The following is a 17,153-nucleotide window of genomic DNA, read 5'->3' as shown; positions in this document are numbered from 1 at the left end:
CAGGGACGTTCGCGCTGGACTTCACCCCGGGGGCTCCTATCTTGGTTGGCATGCCCCCTTGAACCGCCGCCCGGCGAGCGATGTGGAACCCTGTCATGGAAGAGACCCTACCCGCGATTCTCGCCGGTCCAATCCTGCGCCGATCAGAGCCGCGGCGCCTGGTGATGTGGCTGGTCGCGAGCCGCCCGCTTTCGCTCACGCTGACGCTCGACGTCGCCGACGCATCGAGGCAGCTCGATCTTGCCGCCGCCACGACCCGCCTTGCCATCGGGCAGCGGGCGCACCTGCACTTGATCGATCTCGCGCTCGAGACGCCGCTGCCGCAGGACGTGCGCATCGCCTACGACCTCGCCTATCGTGACCCTGGCGCGAGTGGCCCTGGCGCGAGTGACCTCGACAGCCGAGGTGACGTCAGCCAGGGGGAGGACGATGGCAACGCCGAGCCGGTCTGGCATTCGATGCGACGCTGGGGCGCGTCGCTCTGTCACGCCGATGAGCCCCTGCCGACCTTCGTGCTGCGCTCGCGCTTCGATGACCTGCTCCACGGCTCCTGTCGCAAGCCACACCACGCGGCGTCTGACGGCCTGGCCCGCGCCGATCGCTGGCTGGCCGAACGCCACCACGACCCGACGCAGCGTCCGGCGGCGCTGCTGCTGACCGGCGATCAAATCTATGCCGACGACGTCGCCGGCCCGATGCTCGCGGCGATTCACGCGCTGATCGCACGACTCGGGCTTTTCGACGAGCGGCTCGAAGGCACCGATATCGCCACCGGCAGTGAGCTCTACGCCCGCGACGAGACCTACTATCACCGCGACGAACTGCTGCCGGCCAGAGAGTCCACCGAGGCGCTGCGCGAGAAGTTCTTCGGCGGCGCCCGCAAGCCGATCTTCACCACCGCCAGCGCCGAGAACCATCTGATCACCTTCGCTGAGGTGATGGCGATGTATCTACTGGTGTGGTCGCCGACGCCCTGGCAGTTGATCGCGGTCGACATGCCGACACTCGACAGCGCCGAGCGCGAGCGCTATCACGCCGAACACCAGCAACTCGAGGCCTTCGTCGAAACCCTGCCAGCGGTGGCGCGACTGCTCGCCCACCTGCCGACACTGATGATCTTCGACGACCACGACATCACCGATGACTGGAACCTGACTGCCGCCTGGGAAGCGGCGGTGTACGGCCATCCCTTCTCGCGGCGGATCGTCGGCAACGCGCTGATCGCGTATCTGCTCTGCCAGGGCTGGGGCAATAACCCTGACGGCCTGGGCGAACCGCTGACGCAGTGCCAGCGCTGGCTGGCAACCGGCGACCCCGGCGACGCTCTCGACAACGACGAGCAGCGCCAGTTGATCACGACGCTGCTGCGCTTCACCGGCTGGGGCTACACCCTCGACACCACACCCCCGGTGGTGGTGCTCGATACGCGCACACGCCGCTGGCGCAGCGAACGGCGGCGCCACAGGCCCTCGGGCCTGATGGACTGGGAGGCGCTGAGTGAGTTTCAGCAGACGCTGCTGGATACGCCGGCGGTCATCGTGGTGTCACCGGCGCCGGTGTTCGGCGTCAAGCTGATCGAGGGCGTGCAGCGGATGTTCACCTGGATCGGCAAGCCGCTACTGGTCGATGCGGAGAACTGGATGGCCCATCCCGGCTCGGCGTACACCCTGCTCAATATCCTGCGCCACAGCCGTACCCCGAAGCGCTACGTGATTCTCTCCGGCGACGTCCACTACTCCTTCGTCTACGCCATCACCATCCGCCAGCGGCGCAACAGCCCTCGGATGTGGCAGATCACCAGCAGCGGCCTCAAGAACACCTTTCCCGATACGCTGCTGGACGGGTTCGATCGTCTGAACCGCTGGCTCTACGCGCCCTGGTCACCGCTCAACTGGCTCACCAAGCGCCGTCGGATGCTGATCGCGCCGTGGCGGCCGGACGGTGCCAGTCGCGGTGAGCGTCTCTGGAATCGTGCCGGCATCGGCCGCGTCACGCTGGGCGACGACGGCGCGCCGCGAACGGTCTCCCAGCTGGGTGCCGACGACGTCGATTCGGGCTTCGCGCAGATCGACGATACGCCCGGCGAAGCGACAAAGGTTCGCTCCTGACGCGACGTGCCGAGACGGGGGACGGACGACAGACGACGGGCTATTCGAGTATCTCGAGCGTGTCACCCACGGCGATCTCGCCGCCGTTCTCGGCCACCAGATTCTGGCCGAAGTAGACCTTGCCTGCCTCGCCGCGGCGATAGCCGGCGAGCGTCTTCAGCGGCTCCTTGTCGCGACGCTTCTCGCCGCGGGCCGGATCCACCGTGACCATCGCGCAGCGTGCGCAGGGGGCATCGACACGGAACGTCAGCTCGCCGATTCTTACGCGCTTCCAGGTGTCTTCCGCATAGGCCTCGACGCCGTCGACGACCAGATTGGGCCGGAACTGCGCCATCACGTGCGTGCCGTCGGTACGCCGGTTGAGATCGTCGAGGGAAGCCTGCGAGATCAGCAACAGCGGGAAGCCATCGGCGAAGTTGACCCGCACACCGAGTGGCTCGCGATAGCGGGGCGAGCGTTCCCCCAACCACAAAAGCCGCGCCGGCTCGCCAAGCATCTCGCTGAACCAGGCATCCACCGAGGGATGGGTGGCGCGAGCGGTGAAATCGTCACCCCATACCCGGGTCGCGAGTGACGCATCGACGAACTCGTCGCAGGCAACATCGAACGGCGGAAAGATCGCGTGGGTCAGGGTCAGACGTCGGCCGTCGAACTGGGCGCGAACGCGCTGCAGCTGCGGGTGGGTGCGCGCGGTGATGAAGGTGCCGTCGGGTTTGACGACCATGAAGCGTCGATCGTGGACCAGCCCCTCCTCCTCGATCCGCGCGTGAGTGAGCGGATGCCCGGCGGTGGATTTGACGGGGTAACGGTGGATCGCGGTCAGCGTGGGCAAGGTCGGCTCCTGAGGCACTGATGAGAGGTTACGCCTGCCGGATGTCGCGCGCCGGTCAGCGGCGCGATCGGTCCGGCACTAGCGGCGCGTCATGCGCTGATGCGCCTTTTTGGCCTGACAGTACTGCTTGTCGTCGCGCACCGCATCCAGGGCCTTCTGGTAGCGCTGGGCGATGCGCGCCTTCTCGGCATCGGCATCCCGCGGCTCGATCGCCTTGCCGCTCTTGTCGCGTTTGCGACCGCCGGGGTAGCGGGCATAGCGCCGCGAGCGGGTATAGCCCATCTGCAGATACTTGCGCGCCATGTCCATGCCGACGAAGTCGTCCTGCTCGCGGTAGTCGCGATAGCGCGCCTCGATCGCAAGAATCGCCTCCGTGGCATCCGCCTCATTGCGAATCGCCCACAGGGGCAGCAGCTCGTCTTTATAGGGTTGGACGTGGAAGACGCCGCGTTCACCGTGGCCAATACGATACGCTTCGGGGTGCTCGCGGTAGTCGATGCTGCTGTCGGGAAAGGCCATCGCAAGGCTCCGTTTACGGTCGGACAATCATGGCGTCGCGACGAGATCATTCGACGCAATGCGAACGAAAAAGCGGCCGTCGGGAGATGACGGCCGCTGTCGCTAGGCGAAGATGGAAGGTCGATGCGTGCCGGGGGATCGGCACCCGGCCCACCGATCAGGCGGTCGCCGGGGCTTCCGCCTCTCTGCGCGGTTGTTGGCGTCGCCGACGCTGCTGCAGCAGCACGACCAGCGCGAACAGGATCAGCCCCGGAATCCACATCAGTTCCTTGGGCAGTTGATCCGCCGGCAGCTGCACAGAGACGATCTCCTGATCGAAGTCGAAGCCGAGCTTTTCCGCCTGACTATCGAAGTCGGTCATATCGACCAGCGTTCGGCCATCCTCTTCCATCAGATGCAGGCCGAGACTCGAGAGCCGCTCGGCGCCGGTATCACCCTCGGTCGCCGGCACCTGGACGACGAAACTCGTTGGCGCGCCGTAGGCGTCGAGACCGTCAATCCGCACGCGCACATGCTCGTTGGCATCGATCTCGTCGAGGGCCTGCTCGAACTGCGCCGGCGGCACTTGCTCATACGGCGAGTCGACCCGATCCATCCAGAAGCCCGGCCGGAACAGCGTGAAGGCCACCAGGAGCAGCAGTACGCTCTCGTACCAGCGACTCCTGACCAGCATGAACCCCTGCGTCGCCGCCGCGAAGATCAGCATCGCGAATGTCGCCACCACGAAGACCAGAATGCCGTGCCACAGGTCGACGTTGATCAGCAGAAGATCGGTATTGAAGATGAACAGGAACGGCAGCGCCGCGGTGCGCAGGCTGTAGTAGAACGCCTGGAAGCCGGTACGGATCGGATCCGCCCCGGAGATCGCCGCCGCGGCGAAGGACGCCAGTCCCACCGGTGGCGTGACGTCGGCCATGATGCCGAAGTAGAACACGAACAGATGCACCGCGATCAGCGGCACGATCAGCCCCTGCTGCTCGCCCAGCTGGACGATCACGGGCGCCAGCAGCGCCGATACCACGATGTAGTTGGCGGTCGTCGGCAGCCCCATGCCGAGGATCAGACTGAGAACGCCGGTGAGCAGCAGCATCAGCAGCAGATTGCCCATCGACAGCAGCTCGACCAGATCCGCCAGCACCAGGCCCACGCCGGTCTGGGCCACCGCACCGACGATGATGCCGGCGGTCGCCGTGGCGATGCCGATACCGATCATGTTGCGAGCGCCGTCGACCAGCCCCTCCCACAGCTCGATACCACCGCGCTTGATGTCGGCGGCCAGATCGCTCTTGCCGCGAAACAGCGCATCCAGCGGACGCTGGGTCAGGATGATGAAGATCATGAAAGCGGTGGCCCAGAAGGCGGAGAGCCCCGGCGACAGCCGCTCCACCATCAGACACCAGACCAGGACGACCACCGGTAGCAGGTAGTGGAGGCCCACCATGACCGTCGGCTTGGTACGCGGGAGCTGGGTGATTTCCCGGGACGCGTCGTCGGTTTCCAGCTCCGGATACTTCGCCCCGAGCTTGAGCAGCGCGACATAGACGGCCGCCACGCCCCCCGCGATAACCCAGGAAGCGGCCTCACCCAGCGCCGGCTTCAACCACCCGATGCCGTAATAGACCGCGGCCGAGAGCGCCATCAGGCCGACCAGACCGGTCAGGAAGCCGAGAATCTTGGTAAGCCAGGGGCGAACCGGATTGCCGCTCTCCAGCCCCTGCATGCCCGCCTTCATCGCCTCCAGATGGACGATGTAGAGCAGCGCGATATAGGAGATCACCGCCGGCAGAAAGGCGTGCTTGATGACGTCGATATAGGGAATGCCGACGTACTCGACCATCAGGAAGGCGGCCGCCCCCATGACCGGCGGCATGATCTGACCGTTGACCGACGAGGAGACCTCGATCGCGCCAGCCTTGGTCGAGCTGAAGCCAACGCGCTTCATCATCGGGATGGTAAAGGTGCCGGTGGTCACGGTGTTGGCGATCGACGAGCCCGAGATCAACCCGGTGAGTCCCGAGGCGACGACCGCTGCCTTGGCCGGGCCACCGCGGTAGTGGCCGAGCAGCGAGAAGGCCACCTTGATGAAATAGTTACCCGCCCCCGCCTTGTCGAGCAGCGCCCCGAACAGCACGAACAGAAAGACGAAGCTGGTGGAGACACCGAGGGCGATGCCAAACACCCCTTGTGTGGTGAGCCACTGGTGGTTGACCAGCCCCGAGAAACTGACCCCGCGATGCGCAAGAATCCCCGGCATGTACGGGCCCGCCAGGGAGTAGACAAGGAAGATCAACGCGATGATCGTCAGCGGTGGGCCGAGCGAGCGCCGGCACGCTTCCAGCAGCAGGATGATGCCGATCACACCGATGATCACATCCTGCAGGATCGGCGCCCCCGGCCGCTGCGCCAGCTGGTCGTAGAAAAAGTAGAGATAGGAGGCGCAGAAGGCGCCCACCAGTGCCATCACCCAATCGGTGATCGGCATGCGCTCACGCGGCGAGCGCTTCAGCGCCGGGTAGGCCATGAAGGCGAGAAACACGGCGAGCGAGAGATGGATCGAGCGTGACTCTGTGGCGCTGAACACCCCGAAGCCGAACATGAAGGGCAGCGGGGACGCGATCCAGAGCTGGAACAGAGACCAGAGCGCGGCAATGCCTAGGAACAGGCGATTGGGCATGCCCGTCAATTTGCGTCCACCGGTATCGGTGGCGGCGAGTTCGTCGAGCTTGGCCTGATCGGGGCCGGAAGTATTGTCGGTCATGTGTCGATCCTGACGTGACAAACCGGTGGTGGAGACGCCCCGTGGGTCAGAACGTCTCCTGCGGGTCCGGTCGGCGCGATGGTGCGCCGGCCCAACGCAAAGACGCGGCGGCCGGTTCACAGCCACCGCGCTCTCGGTGCGGCGCCTCGCAAGGCGCCCTCAGGATAGCGGTGCGTCCGACCCTACGGCCGACGCGAGCCGTATCAGAGCCAGCCCTGCTCTTTGTAGTAGCGCTTGGCACCTTCATGCAGCGGTGCTGAGAGACCCTGGCTGATCATGTCTTCCGGCTCCAGGTTGCCGAAGGCCGGGTGCAGACGCTTGAAACGGTCGAAGTTGTCGAAGACCGCCTTGACGGTCTGGTAGACGACTTCGTCGTCGACGTCAGCGGAGGTGACGAAGGTCGCGCGCACGCCGAAGGTCTCGACGTCGTCCGGGTTGCCTTCGTACATGCCGCCGGGAATGGTGGCCATGCTGTAGTACGGATACTCGTCGACCAGACCTTTGACCGCGTCGTCATTGAGCGGCACCAGGTTGGCATCGACGGTTGTCGTGGCTTCCTGGATCGCGCCGTTCGGGTGACCGACGACGTACGCCATGGCATCGATGTTGTTGTCGGCCAGCGCCGAGGCCATCTCGGCCGCGCCCAGCTCGGAAGCCAGCGAGAAGACGTCGGTGTCCCAGCCCTCGGCGTCCATCAGCACTTCCATGGTGGCACGCTGACCGGAGCCCGGGTTGCCGATGTTGACGCGCTTGCCCTGCAGATCGTCGAGGGATTCGATGTTGGCATCCTTGCGCGCCAGAATCGTCAGCGGCTCGCCGTGGACGGCGAACACCGAACGCAGGTTCTCCATCGGCTCGTCGAACTGGGCTTCGCCGTTGTAGGCGTTGTACTGAACGTCGGACTGGGCCACGCCCATGTTCAGCTCGCCGGACTTGATGCCGTTGATGTTGGCGACCGAGCCACCGGTGGAGGGCGCGTTGCAGCGAATGCCGAGCTCTTCAGCGCTGCGGTTGACCATGCGGCAGACGGACTGGCCGACGACGTAGTAGACGCCGGTCTGGCCGCCGGTGCCGATAGTGATGTACTGCGTCTCCTGCGCGACGGCTGACGCCGAGAAGGATGCAGCGCCCAGGAAGGCGGTGGAGAGGACCGCAGCGGTCAAAGCGTGGCGTTTCATGCGCTTACCTCGAATTTCCCATTTATTGTGTCGGCCGCCGAGCGGCCCCCTTGAAGCGGGCTATCGGCAGGCTACAGCGATCGCGATTGGCGCGCCGCGTGATTCACCTTACGCAACACGACCGCCACCGGATAGCGCAGCCTGACATCGCGACATCATATAGTGAGTTTCGGCCCGGCAAAACTCTCCTTTGGACGCGGTTTCGATGGTGTTCGATCACCTTTCACCAGGCCGCCTACCGCTCGCCGATCCAGGGCGAGAGGTCGACACGGTCACCCACCGAGACGCCATGCGCTTTAAAATAGCCTGCATTCACCTCGAGGGCAGCACGGAACGGCGCGCCGGCGGGATAAACGGGGCACTCGCCGGAGGAGGCCGCTCGGCACGGCGACATCGTCTCGAGCGCGCGAATCTCGCCGTCGCCGCCGAGAAAGGCGATGTCCAGCGGGATGCGAGTGCGGTACATCCAGAAGGCATTGGCACCGCTCTGTTCATGCGCGTAGAGGAACAGCATCCCCGCCTTGGGCGGCAGCGAGTCGCGCTCCATCAGCCCCTGGGCGCGGCCGGCGGGCGTATCCACCACCTCGACCTCGAGCGTATGCGACGTCGTATCATTCTCCAGCGTCAGACGCTGCGTCGCCCCGTCGGCAGCCGCCGATGACGTCGAGGCGGGGCTCGCAAGCGCTGCTCCCCAGACGGGGCTCAAGGCGATGACAAAAGCGATCAGGATGGCTCGGCGGGCTGTCAGTGACGGCATGATGGGATGATCTCGAAACAGGGGCGAGGGCCGCACCTCCCCTCGGTGCGGCGATAGAAAATCATCTTGCGATCAAACCGCACCCTGAGACAATGGCGTCCCCTCGATCGCCGTCCGTCACGGCGTCGCCATCGACCAGGAGCGTCGTCAGTGCCCCCCAAGGATCTCGCGATAGGCCTGGGTATCATCGTCATCTGGGCGTTCAACATCATTGTCATCAAGTTGGGCGTGGCGGATCTGCCGCCACTGCTGGTGACGCTGTTGCGCTTCGCCCTGGTCGCCCTGCTGGTCGTCCCCTTCACCCGGATCACGCGCACCCAGCTACCCTGGATTCTGCTGCTGGCGGTGACGTTCGGCGGATTGCACTTCCCACTGCTCTTTCTCGGCCTGCAGCAGGCCGAAGCCGGCACCGGCGCCCTACTGGTGCAGATGGGCACCCCGTTCGCGACGATTCTCGCAGCGCTTTTCCTGCGTGAACGGCTGAGCCCGCGGCGCATCGTCGGGCTGGCGCTCGCCTTCGGCGGCGTCGTGATTCTCGCCGGGGGGCCGACGCTGCCACCGCCCGCTTCCACCGCCCTGCTCCTTGCCAGCGCCTTCTTCTGGGCGGTCTCCACTCTGCTGATCAAGTTCGCCCCGCCGATCGCACCGCTGACCATGACCGGCTGGATCGCGCTGTTCGCCATCCCGCTGGTGGGGATTGGCAGCGCACTGCTCGAATCCGGCCAGTGGCAAGCGATCCGCCAGGCGGGCCTGGCCGGCTGGGGCGCGGTGTTTTACACCGCGATCATGTCCTCCATCGCCGCCTACGGACTCTGGTATCGTCTGCTGCAGAAGCACCCGGTGAGCCGCGTGGTACCGCTGACGCTGCTGATGCCGGTATTCGCCGTACTGCTCGGCGTGTGGCTCCTCGATGACTCGCTGGGCATGCACAAGGTGATCGGTGGACTGACAGTGATCGTGGGTCTCGCGGTGATCAACATTCCGTTTCGCCGGCTACGCCGACCGCGACTGCGCTGAGACGCCATGGGGGGAGCCGATCGGTCCCATGGCGTCATCAAGGGACCTGGCCTCCCCGCTCGCGGCGACGCCGCGCTTCAACCGTTCGCTTCAGATTCCGCCGCCCCGAAGAGACCCCCATGACCCCCGACACCCTCCGCGTTGCCGAAATGACTCTCGACGATCATCCCGATTTTCTGGACATGATGCGCCGCACGCCGGGCGTGGTGATCCGTAACGCGGATGGATTCGACGCCACCGCGCGCTATCTGACCCGCAATCCCGGGATGAGCTTCGTCGCCCGCCACATCGAGCACGAGGGCATCGTCGGCTGTGCCATGGCCGGCCACGACGGTCGCCGCGGCTATCTGCAGCACGTGATGGTCGAGCCGGCGTTTCGCGGGCTCGGGCTCGCCCGCGAGCTGGTAGCCCGCTCGCTGGAGGCGCTGCTCGCCGCAGGGATCGAGAAGGTGCATCTCGACACCCTGGCCGAGAACGAGGAGGCCCACCGCTTCTGGACGCATCTAGGCTGGGCGAATCGCAACGCCGAGATCGTCAAGTTCTCACGGGTACTGGTGGACGACCCCGACGCCTGATCGGTGCGGCGCCAGAAGCCGGCGCCGCGGAGACTGGCGCTACTCGCCGCGGGCCGAGCGCACGTTGGTGAGGATCGGGCTGTTGGTCGCCGGATCGAGTAGTAGATCGCAGGTCACGCCGTAGAGCCGTCGCACCAGCTCGGGGGTGACCACCTCGCTCGGGCTGCCCATGGCAACGATCCTGCCGTCGAGCATGGCAACAAGATGGTCGGCGTAGCGGCAGGCGCTGACGAGATCGTGAACCACCATGGCAATGGTTTTTCCCGCCGCGGCGAGCTCGCGAATCAGCTCGAACACCTCGAGCTGGTGGCCGAGATCCAGCGCCGAGGTGGGCTCGTCGAGCAGCAGCAGCGGCGTCTGCTGGGCGATCGCCATGGCGATCCAGGCGCGCTGGCGCTGGCCGCCGGACATCGCATCCAGCGGTCGCTCGGCCAGCGCATGCAGGTTGGCGGCGCTGAGCGCCTCGTCGACCACGCGACGATCCTCGGCCGACCACTGGCGCATCATGCCCTGGTGGGGCTGGCGTCCGAACTGGATCAGTTCGGAGACGGTGAGCCCCTCCGGCGCATGAGTCTCCTGCGGCAGCAGCGCGAGCTTGCGTGCCACCTCCCGCGCCGACAGCTGCTGGATATCGTCACCGTCGAGCACCACCGCCCCGGCGTCCGGCACATGCAGCCTCGAGAGGCTCGCCAGCAGCGTTGACTTGCCACAGCCATTGGGGCCGACAATCGCCGTCACCTGGCCGGCCGGAAGCGCCAGCGACAGGTCGTCGATCACCGGGCGCCGCCCTCGCCCACGGCCATAGCTTGCGTGCAACGAGCGCGCCGCCAGCGGCGACTCGGCGTCAACGCTGGCGACGGCATCGGGGAATGAAGCGGTGGCGTTCGAAGCGCGGGTCATGAAATCTCTCATTGTCGTCGAAGTGGCGTCATGGCATGACCGATCAGCGGCGGAATCGGGCCGCCGGACGTAGCAGAATCCAAAGCAGGAACGGCGCCCCGACGATGGCGGTGACGATCCCTACTGGAATCTCGATCGGCGCGACCAGCAGTCGTCCCACCAGATCCGCGCTGACCATCACTAGCGCCCCGGACAGCGCCGCGCCGAACAGTGGCACGCCGCGCGGCGAGGAGAGCTGGCGCGCGATCTCGGGTCCCATCAGCGACACCATGCCCACCGGCCCCGCGACTGCGACCGCGAGCCCCGTCAGCGCAATCGACACGGCCAGCGCCGCAAAGCGACTGCGCTTCACTCGCACGCCGAGCCCCGTCGCGACGGAGTCGGCAAAGCGCAGGCAGGCAAGGTCGCGTTTGAACCACAGCGCAGCGATCAACCCCAGCCCCAGCCCGATCTCGAGCCAGGTGAGCGAGGCGGCGTCGCGCGCATTGAGACTGCCGACCGTCCAGGGGTAGGCGGCGTTGGCGGCGTCGATCGCCACCTGGGCGAGCAACAGCTGCGTCAACGCCCCGAAGATCGCCCCCACCCCGATACCCGCTACCAGGAAACGGTAGCCGCGGGTCCCGATGTCACTGGCGAGCGCGAAGGTAATCACAGTGGCGGTCACCGCGCCGGCCAGGGCCATCGGCGGTGGCGCGAGTCCCACGCCGACACCGAGTACCGAGGCGACCGCAAACGCCGTGGCGCCGTTGTCGATACCGATGATGCCGGGCGTTGCCAGCCGGTTGCGCGCCAGCGTCTGCATCAGACAGCCGGAGAGCGCGAACGCCGCGCCGGTCGCCAGCCCTGCCATCAGCCGGCTCAACCGCAGTTCGCGCACGACGAAGACGTTCATGGGGTCGCCGAACCCGGCCAGCCCCTGAAGCGCCGCCAGCGGCGAGATCGCCAGACTGCCGAGACACAGCGAGGCGATCGCCACCAGCGCCAGGGCCAGCGCGAGTCCAAGATTGGTCACCACGCCGCGCCGGTCGAACAGCACGGCACCGCGATGGCCGCGAAAGCGCCACGTCAGTTGCCGGGTACCGGTGGGCGCCTTGGCCGCCGGCGCGGGCGAGTCGGCCGGTGAGGCAGTCGGCGGCGTCACGGCAGCGTTGATTCCTGGCGCCGTTCTCGGCGACGTGGCGTAGGCAATAGAGCGAGAGGTCATAGCGCAGGCATCCGATGAGCACGAACCACGGCCACCAGCACCGGCGCGCCGATCAGCGCGGTGACGACCCCCAGCGGCATCTCCGACGGGGCGACCAGCAGCCGCGACACGATATCCGCCGCGAGCACCAGGATCGGCCCCAGTATCAGGGAGAGCCAGAGCGTGCGGCGGACGTCCGGACCCGCCAGCGCCCGAGCAGCGAAAGGCACTACCAAGCCGACGAAAGCGATGGGCCCGGCGACAGCGGTCGCGGCACCCACCAGCAGCGCGGCGGCGATCACCGTCAATAGCCGCGTCCATCGCGGGCGATGACCGAGCCCCACCGCCACCCGCTCGCCCAGCGCCAGGGCCGCGAGCGGGCGGGCAACGGCGATCACCAGCGCCAGCGCCACGCCGAGACTCGGCAGGATCGCCCCGAGGTCGTCGAGACGCCGCCCGGCGAGGCTGCCAACGATCCAGAAACGGATATCATCGGCACTGCGCTGGTCGATCAGCAGAATCATCGAGGTGAGCGCGCCGAGCAGCCCGGAGAGGATCGCCCCCGCCAGCACCAGGCGCACCGGGTCGTTGCCGACGCCGTTGACCCGGGCCACCGCGAGCACGAAGAGGCACCCGGCAAGCGCCCCGGCCTGCGCCACCGACACGCGCAGCGTGGCGGCATCGGCGCCCAGCACCAGCGCCACCGCCACCGCCAGCGCGCTACCGGCGCTAACCCCGAGCAGGCCAGGCTCCGCCAGCGGGTTACGCGCCACAGCCTGGATCAGCGCACCGGCGAGTCCCAGCGCCGCGCCGACGGCGATACCGACCAGCGTGCGCGGCAGCCGCAGCGAGCCGATCACGAAGCGAGCATCGGCGCTACCGCTGCCGTGGATCGCCGACCACGCCTCGGCGGGACCGACATCGCCGGCGCCATAGAGCAGGCTTGCCACGCAGACCAGCGCCAGGCCGATCAGCAGGGCGAACAGGAGAGTCGCGAGCGGCGCTCTGGTGCGGGCGCTCGGTGTCGTCACGCGTGTCGTCATGAATCGTATCTATAGCGTTCTTCACACGCGTCTCGTACGACGCGTTTATTCATTCGTATCCCGGCGATCGAGCACTGCCTCGATGTCGTCGAGAACGTGCTCGGCGGCGATCGGTCCGGAGGCGCTGGACCAGAGCTGTCCGTCGACCGGCACCACGTGGTCGTTCTGGACGACGTCCAGACGCTCGAAGGCCGGCGTCTGACGGGCTGCGTCGAGCGCGGCTTCGCCGTCGGCGTTCAGCGTGGCCAGGAAGAGCCAGTCACTGTCGATACGCGACAGATTCTCGAGACTGAGCGGATCGCTGTGCGGACGGCCGGCCTTGACCACGCCACCATCGTCCACCTGGAAGCCAGCGGCAGCGAGCAGCCCACTCGAGAAGATCTTCGAGGACATCACCCGCGGCCCCTGCGGCATCCAGCGGGCGACCGTCGCCACGGGGGCGGCGCCAGTGTCACCGTCATGCTGACGCTGCGCAAGTGATTGAGAACGATTTTCAATCGTCTTCAACGCGTCGTCAATCGCCGAGCGCCGATCCAGTGCATCGCCGAACAGGCGCGCTTCTGTCTTCCAGGCCTCCGGCGAAAAGCCTTCGCTCGGCGGCACGATGGTGGGGGCGATGCGGGAGAGCAGCTCGTACTGTTCGCGGGGCAGCCATGAGGAGGCGAGGATCAGATCCGGGCGCTGGGCGATCACGGCTTCCATGTTGGTCTCGCGGGCAGTGCCGACGATGCTGATGCCGTCGGCGGCGTCACCGAGATAGTCGGCCACGCCGTCGCCGCCGCGGGTCGCCACTGCGCCGAGCGGCGTGACGCCAGCGGTAAGGGAGGCGTCGAGCGCCCCTTCGTAGAGCGTGACCACCCGCTCGGGCTGACCCTCGATCTCGACGTCGCCGTAGGCGGTCTCGAGCGTGCGCGCCTGCGCAAGTGACGTGCCCAGTGCACAGGCCACCGTCGCGGCGACCATCATCAAACGGGCGGGCATAAATACTGTCTTGATCATTGAAGCCTCTGAGGTCGGGGATGTCGCGACCCGGCGCCGCTCGGGTATCGCCGGTTCGCGGTTCTGTCAAAGTGGTGAGGGCGGTCCGCGGTCAGAAGCTCACGGTAACGCCAGCATTGTAACGACGGCCGTCGAGTACCTTCTCGTAGTCATCAAAGCCGACGTCCTTGTCGAACAGGTTGTAGATGCCGCCGAACAGCTTGACGTGCTCATTGAGACCGTAAGCGACGCCGGTGTCGACGAAGGTGTAGGACGGCAGCTCTTCCGTCATGCTGGTCCGGCTCAGGCCCTCGGTGGTGCGGCCACGATAGTTGACTCGCGCCCAGCCGGAGAGCGCGCCGCCCGGCTCCCAGTCCAGCGTGGCGTTGGCCATGTGCTCGGGCAACCGGTTGAGTGGCTCGCCCTTGAACTCGCCGGTCTTCTGCTCGGAATCGGTGTAGGTGTAGTTGGCACTCAGCGAGTAGTCATCGCCGAGCGGCAGGGTCAGTGTCGCCTCGACACCCTGGGTGGTCACCTCGTCGACATTGAAGCGCCGGCTGATGTAGCGGTAGTCGGTCCCGCCGTAGCTGCAGCTCGCGTCGCCCGCCTCGGTATCGCAGACGCGCTGCTCGGTGATCTTGTCCTCGAACTGGGTGTGGAACAGCGTGACGCCGGCCTGCACGCCCGCCGCGCCGCTCCAGATCACCCCCAGCTCCTGGTTGAGGCTCTTCTCGGGGTCGAGGTCGGCGTTACCCAGAATCACCGCCGGCACGGCAGCGTTGGGCCCCCCGGTCACCTGCCCCCAGCCGGGCGTCGACTGACGCAGATCCGGCGCACGGTAACCGCTGGTGACACCGCCCTTCACCGTCCACGCCTCGGTCGCGTTCCAGACGCCATAGAGGCGCGGGGACCAGTGATTGCCATAGTTCTCGTCACGGTTGAGCCGTGCACCGCCAGTCAGCGAGAAATCGTTGGTGAGCATCCACTCGTCCTCGACGAAAACGGCGCCGCGCCAGCGCGTCAGCTCGCTCTGGGCGCCGGCCTGGTTGCCACCGTCGTCGAGCGCTTGGTCCTCGTAATCGGCACCCACCGTGAGGATATGCATGCCAAGCGGCACGACGGCCTTGGTGTTGAAGACGGTGCTCTGGTAGGTCATATCGCGAGAGGGGTTGTCGGTCTCCTCCCGCTGGACGTAGCTGTCGATGGTGCTCCCCGCGACCCGGGCGCTGTGCGTCACCGCGTAGTGGTGCTGGCGATAGTGGGTGTTGGAGCGCGACGCCGGCCCGCGACGCCCGACTTCCGCCACCGACTCGCCCGGATTCGAGATCCGTGTCTGCTCGTCGTAACCCGCTTCGAAGGTGAGGTCGTTGGCGTCGTTGACCTGCCAGCTGAGTTTGGCCGTGGCATTGCCGAGGCGTTGCTCGTTGTAGCCGTTCTCGATGTGGTCCTCGTCGCGATGCGAATACTGACCATAGAGCTGGAGGCCGAGTCGCTCTTCGCTCAACGGACCGCCGACGTAAAACCGCGACTGGTTGATATTGCCCGAGTCGGCATCTTCCTGAAGGGTGGTATCGGCGGTGACGCTGCCACTCCAGGCCTGTGGTACCTTGCGCGTGATGATATTGATTACGCCACCCAGGGCGTCCGAGCCGTAGAGCGAGGACATCGGCCCCCGGATGACCTCGATCCGTTCGATCGCCGACAGCGGCGGTAGCCAGCCCTGCTCGATACCCGGTCCGTCGCTGTTGGGACGTGTCTCGCGCGAGCCCTGACGTTTACCGTCGATGAGTATGAGGGTGTACTTGCTCGCCATGCCTCGCAGGCTGATGTCCTGCGACGAGCCGCCACCGGTGATCATGACGCCGGGGACGTTCTGCAACGCATCGGTGACATCCCGATAGTACTTGTCCTCCAACTCTTCCCGGGTGATGACGCTGATCGACGCAGGGGCATTGGTCACCTGCTGGGCGTAACCCGCGGCGGTGACGACCATCGTGTCTGCCGTCGTTGCCTGCGCCAGAACCGGTTGAGAGACGATGAGCGACAGCGCGCCCGCCGCGGCATAAGAGACTTTCGAGGCCATTCTGGATTCCCTTGACTAACTTCGGAGCATCACCGGTGTGCGCCCCGCTCTGTTATAGGTAATACGAATATTTATCATTTAGATTCTTCCATAGTTTTACGGTAAAGTGCCGCGACAGTGTGTTGCAGAAAATGCAACGGCAAACTGGCAGAGTGGCCGTCGAGACGGTCAGTAGAGACACGACCCGAGGCGTAACGACCGCAATGAATTCCCCCGCCTTCGATCATGCAACGCTTGCCGCCTTTGTCGACGTGATGGGGTCCAGCAGCCTCACACTGAGCGGGCGTCGACTGGGGATCACCAAATCGACGCTGAGCCGACGGCTGTCGCAGCTCGAGACCCAGCTCGGCCAGCCGCTTCTTCGCCGCCACGGCAATCGCCTGCTGCCCACCGAGGCGGGGCATCTCTTTCTGGAATACGCCCGCGACATGCTGCGCCTCGCCGAGCAGAGCAGCCTGGCCCTGGACGATCTGCGCGAGGCGGTGAGCGGCGAGGTAGTCGTCAAGGTGCACCCGGCACTCTCACGCGGCTGGATGGCAGCGCAGGCGAGAGCGTTTCTCGATCAGCACCCCCAGACCAACGTCTCCCTGCGCCTGCTGCAGGCCCCGCCGGTAGCGCCGGACGTTCAGGCGATCCAGGTCTGGCTCGGTGAACTCACGACATGCGGCCTGCGCCAGGAGTCGCTGGGCGCGCTCTCTCGCGGCGTTTACGCCCACCCGGACTACCTGCGTCGTCATGGCGTACCCGCTCACCCCAGCGACATCGCCGAGCACACCTGGGTCGATCTGCTCGGCGATACCGATGCGGGTATGACGCTGTCGCACGCTGAACATGGCGATTACTACACGGCGCTTGGCCGTTCGCGGCTTCGCGTCGATCAGCACACGATCCATGCCGACGCCATCGTCAACGGTCAGGGACTTGGCCTCATGCCACACTGGATGGCCCAACAGCGCCTGCACCATCACCCAGGCACGCTGGTGGCAGTGCTCGAGGCCTGGCACGCCACACCGCAGCCGGTGACGCTGCTCTATCCCCACGGCCATCTGCCGGGCAGATTACGCGCGATGATCGAACAGCTCCGCGCCGGCGCGCCCAGCGCCTGGCAGCTGACGCGTGACACGCCGGCGCCGAGCGCTCACCGCTAGACACCCGCCCCTAATAAAACCTTGCCCCGCAATCGCCTTCGCCACCGGTAGCGACTAGACTCCGTGGCGAGTGC

At 66.3% G+C, this 17,153-nt stretch carries 14 protein-coding genes; 4 read left to right on the top strand and 10 right to left on the bottom strand.

Features of this window, described 5'->3' with window-relative positions; translation table 11 throughout:
• The first annotated feature begins 95 nt into the window (after positions 1–95).
• A complete protein-coding gene (locus DOM41_RS07040) occupies positions 96–2,108 on the top strand; it encodes a metallophosphoesterase family protein (protein ID WP_223160946.1) in 2,013 nt (670 codons plus the stop codon).
• Between the two features lie 40 nt (positions 2,109–2,148).
• On the opposite strand, the gene DOM41_RS07035 is transcribed toward DOM41_RS07040, so the two are convergent.
• The 5 genes from DOM41_RS07035 to DOM41_RS07015 form a co-directional block, all read right to left on the bottom strand.
• Positions 2,149–2,940: an MOSC domain-containing protein gene (locus DOM41_RS07035; protein ID WP_110686119.1), complete on the bottom strand. Its 792-nt coding sequence runs from the start codon at positions 2,938–2,940 to the stop codon at positions 2,149–2,151.
• A 78-nt stretch (positions 2,941–3,018) separates the two neighbouring features.
• Entirely contained in the window at positions 3,019–3,459 is a 441-nt protein-coding gene (locus DOM41_RS07030; protein WP_110686118.1) for a DUF4385 family protein, read from the bottom strand.
• Positions 3,460–3,616: 157 nt separating this feature from the next.
• Entirely contained in the window at positions 3,617–6,217 is a 2,601-nt protein-coding gene (locus DOM41_RS07025) for a TRAP transporter permease (RefSeq protein WP_110686117.1), read from the bottom strand.
• 203 nt (positions 6,218–6,420) lie between these two features.
• Positions 6,421–7,395, bottom strand: a complete 975-nt coding sequence (locus tag DOM41_RS07020; protein ID WP_110686116.1) for a TAXI family TRAP transporter solute-binding subunit — start codon at positions 7,393–7,395, stop codon at positions 6,421–6,423.
• A 235-nt stretch (positions 7,396–7,630) separates the two neighbouring features.
• Positions 7,631–8,152, bottom strand: a complete 522-nt coding sequence (locus tag DOM41_RS07015) for a DUF192 domain-containing protein (protein ID WP_110686115.1) — start codon at positions 8,150–8,152, stop codon at positions 7,631–7,633.
• A 150-nt stretch (positions 8,153–8,302) separates the two neighbouring features.
• On the opposite strand from DOM41_RS07015, the gene DOM41_RS07010 reads away from it, so the two are divergent.
• Together DOM41_RS07010 and DOM41_RS07005 are read left to right on the top strand one after the other, a co-directional pair.
• Positions 8,303–9,169 (top strand): DMT family transporter, encoded by an 867-nt coding sequence (locus DOM41_RS07010; protein WP_110686114.1) that lies wholly within the window; start codon positions 8,303–8,305, stop codon positions 9,167–9,169.
• A 119-nt stretch (positions 9,170–9,288) separates the two neighbouring features.
• Positions 9,289–9,744, top strand: a complete 456-nt coding sequence (locus DOM41_RS07005; RefSeq protein WP_223160945.1) for a GNAT family N-acetyltransferase — start codon at positions 9,289–9,291, stop codon at positions 9,742–9,744.
• Between the two features lie 39 nt (positions 9,745–9,783).
• Here the strand turns inward: DOM41_RS07005 and DOM41_RS07000 are convergent, their stop codons facing one another.
• From DOM41_RS07000 to DOM41_RS06980, 5 genes are all read right to left on the bottom strand, one after another.
• The gene (locus DOM41_RS07000; RefSeq protein ID WP_110686113.1) at positions 9,784–10,644 is read right to left on the bottom strand and encodes an ABC transporter ATP-binding protein; all 861 of its coding nucleotides are present in this window, start codon (positions 10,642–10,644) and stop codon (positions 9,784–9,786) included.
• A gap of 43 nt (positions 10,645–10,687) precedes the next feature.
• Positions 10,688–11,848: a FecCD family ABC transporter permease gene (locus DOM41_RS06995; protein ID WP_110686112.1), complete on the bottom strand. Its 1,161-nt coding sequence runs from the start codon at positions 11,846–11,848 to the stop codon at positions 10,688–10,690.
• Positions 11,845–12,870, bottom strand: a complete 1,026-nt coding sequence (locus DOM41_RS06990) for a FecCD family ABC transporter permease (RefSeq protein WP_110686111.1) — start codon at positions 12,868–12,870, stop codon at positions 11,845–11,847. The genes DOM41_RS06995 and DOM41_RS06990 overlap by 4 nt, the downstream gene beginning before the upstream one ends.
• Positions 12,871–12,915: 45 nt before the next feature.
• A complete protein-coding gene (locus tag DOM41_RS06985; protein ID WP_110686110.1) occupies positions 12,916–13,851 on the bottom strand; it encodes an ABC transporter substrate-binding protein in 936 nt (311 codons plus the stop codon).
• A gap of 109 nt (positions 13,852–13,960) precedes the next feature.
• Entirely contained in the window at positions 13,961–15,931 is a 1,971-nt protein-coding gene (locus tag DOM41_RS06980) for a ligand-gated channel protein (protein ID WP_110686109.1), read from the bottom strand.
• 203 nt (positions 15,932–16,134) lie between these two features.
• Here DOM41_RS06980 and DOM41_RS06975 point away from each other — a divergent pair, with 203 nt between their 5' ends.
• On the top strand, positions 16,135–17,079 hold the full coding sequence (locus tag DOM41_RS06975; RefSeq protein ID WP_110686108.1) for a LysR family transcriptional regulator: 945 nt from the start codon (positions 16,135–16,137) through the stop codon (positions 17,077–17,079).
• The last annotated feature ends 74 nt before the right edge of the window (positions 17,080–17,153 follow it).

Origin of the sequence: Salinicola aestuarinus, assembly GCF_003206645.1 — a bacterium.
Lineage (GTDB): Bacteria > Pseudomonadota > Gammaproteobacteria > Pseudomonadales > Halomonadaceae > Salinicola > Salinicola aestuarinus.
Note: the sequence above shows the minus strand (reverse complement) of the source record. Positions and strands in the feature narration are given on the sequence as shown.